The organism is Spirosoma sp. 48-14 (assembly GCF_001898575.1).
Taxonomy (GTDB): Bacteria; Bacteroidota; Bacteroidia; order Cytophagales; family Spirosomataceae; genus Spirosoma.
The window spans coordinates 1-2,472 of the sequence record NZ_MKUD01000026.1 but is presented as its reverse complement, the minus strand read 5'-3'; the positions used below and the strand labels follow the sequence as shown (position 1 = coordinate 2,472).

Genomic DNA, 2,472 nt, shown 5'->3' with positions numbered 1-2,472 from the left:
CATCGTTCAGCGTCAGACCCGTTGGAATATAATCCGTTACCTGAACATTGGTCGCGTCCACATTACCCTGGTTGTAGACCGTCACCGTGAAGGTCACGCTGCTACCAGGGGTGACGTTGGCCGACTGACCACTGGCCAGTTTCTTGGTCAAGGCCAGGTCAAAGACCGGGGTGCTACAGCCCGTCGGGGTGGCCAGAATAGCCACTGGCGAAGCCACACAACCGTTGGCATCCTTGATGGTCAGCGTATAGGTGCCACCACTCAACCCACTGATGCTGCTGGCCGTGCTGCCGTTGCTCCAGGTGTAGCTGTAAGGTGTGGTACCACCACTGATACCAATCAAGCGCACACTACCCCCCGTCAGACTCGTACAGGTTGGCTGCGTTGGCTGGAACACTGCTGCGATCTCGGTAGGCTGCGTGATGGTGAAGCTTTGAATAGCCACACAACCGTTGGCATCACGAGCCGTCACCGTGTATACTCCCGCTCCCACATTGCTCAGATCCTTGCTGGTCGAGCCGTTGCTCCACACGTAGCCGATCGGTGGGGTGCCACCCGTTACAGTCAGCACCACACCACCCGTCTGGGTGCCGTAGCACTTCACGTTCGTCGGTACACCACTCACCTGTGGTCCACTCAGGTTGCTGATGTTGCCACTGGCTACACCCACGCACCCAGTGGCGTCACTCACACTAACCGTGTAGGAGCCCGGAGACGCACCCGTCAGGGTCGCACTGGTGGCTACCACCACCCCTGAGCTGTTGCGCCACTGGTAGCTGTACGGGCCACTGCCCCCGCTCACCTGCGCACTGATGCTGCCCGTCGGCTGACCGCAGACCGCGTTCTGCACACTAGCCACCACACGCACCGGTGAACTGTTGCCCACCACTACACTGGTCATGCTGCTACAGCCGCTGCCATCGGTCACACTCACCGTATATACCCCCGCCGACAGGTTCACCAGGCTGGCACTGCTGCCCACCACGATGCCCGCAGCACTGGTCCACTGGTAGCTGTAGTTGCCACTGCCATTGCTGACCTGCACACTCGCACTGCCATTGGCCACCCCACAGGAGGTCGACGACACCTGAGCCACGATCAACGGCGCACTCGTCGAGGAGATACTCACCTGTTTCTGGCCCGTACAGCCCTTGCTGTCAGTTACACTCACCGTGTATACACCCGGTGCCAGTCCCTGAGCCAGACTGCTGCTGGAAACCACACTACCCGACGCGTTGGTCCACTGGTAGGTGTAGGGAGCCGTACCACTGCCTGCGTTGACCACCACCGTGGCAATACCATTGGCCTGACCACACTGGGCCAGGGTGGTACCCGTGTTCAGCCCCAGAGCTACGCAGCTTGGCGTTACATTAATCACTTCAATATCACTGTCATCCTCATCCTGAGAAGGATTGTGCTTATGATCCCCGCTGATGTCGTCGTTGATCGGCGTACCATCATTATTCGGATTGTTATCCGGATCCGAATCGACATCGGGTAGATTCTGGGCATTACCCGCACTGCTGATCTCAGCCGTGTTGGTCAGGCTACCCGTTACGCCCGAACCTACCGTGAAGACGATGTTGCGCGTGGTGTTCTGACCCGCTGGCAGACTGGCAATCACACTGTTGAGCGTGGCCAGACCGTTGCTCGCACTCCAGTTGGCATCGTTCAGCGTCAGACCGGTCGGGATGTAATCCGTCACCTGAACATTGGTCGCATCCACATTACCCTGGTTGTAAACTGTCACCGTGAAGGTTACGCTGCTACCCGCCGTAACATTGGCCGACTGACCACTGGCCAGTTTCTTGGTCAAGGCCAGGTCAAAGACCGGGGTGCTACAGCCCGTCGGGGTGGCCAGAATAGCCACCGGCGAAGCCACACAACCGTTGGCATCCTTGATGGTCAGCGTATAGGTGCCACCACTCAACCCACTGATGCTGCTGGCCGTACTGCCGTTACTCCAGGTGTAGCTGTAAGGTGTGGTGCCCCCGCTGATACCAATCAAGCGCACACTACCCCCCGTCAGACTCGTACAGGTTGGCTGCGTTGGCTGGAACACCGCTGCAATCTCGGTCGGCTGGCTGATGGTGAAGCTCTGAATGGCTACACAACCGTTGGCATCACGAGCCGTCACTGTGTATACGCCAGCTCCTACATTGCTCAGATCCTTGCTGGTCGAGCCGTTGCTCCATTGGTAGCCGATCGGGGGCGTGCCACCCGTTACAGTCAGTACCACACCACCCGTCTGGGTGCCGTAGCACTTCACATTCGTCGGTACACCACTCACCTGTGGACCACTCAGGTTGCTGATGTTGGCCGAAGCCAGCGCCGTACAACCCGTCGCATCCGTCACAATGACGGTATAGCTGCCAGGGGAAGCGTTCGTCAGGTTCTGACTGGTGGCCACCACACTGCCAGCTGCATTGCGCCACTGGTAGCTGTAAGCCGGGCTACCCCCGCTCACCTGTG

The 2,472-nt window shown here is 59.0% G+C and carries 1 pseudogene; it reads right to left on the bottom strand.

Going from position 1 to position 2,472, the window contains the following annotated elements:
* Positions 1-2,472: pseudogene (locus BGO59_RS15660) on the bottom strand (hypothetical protein); the annotation flags it as partial.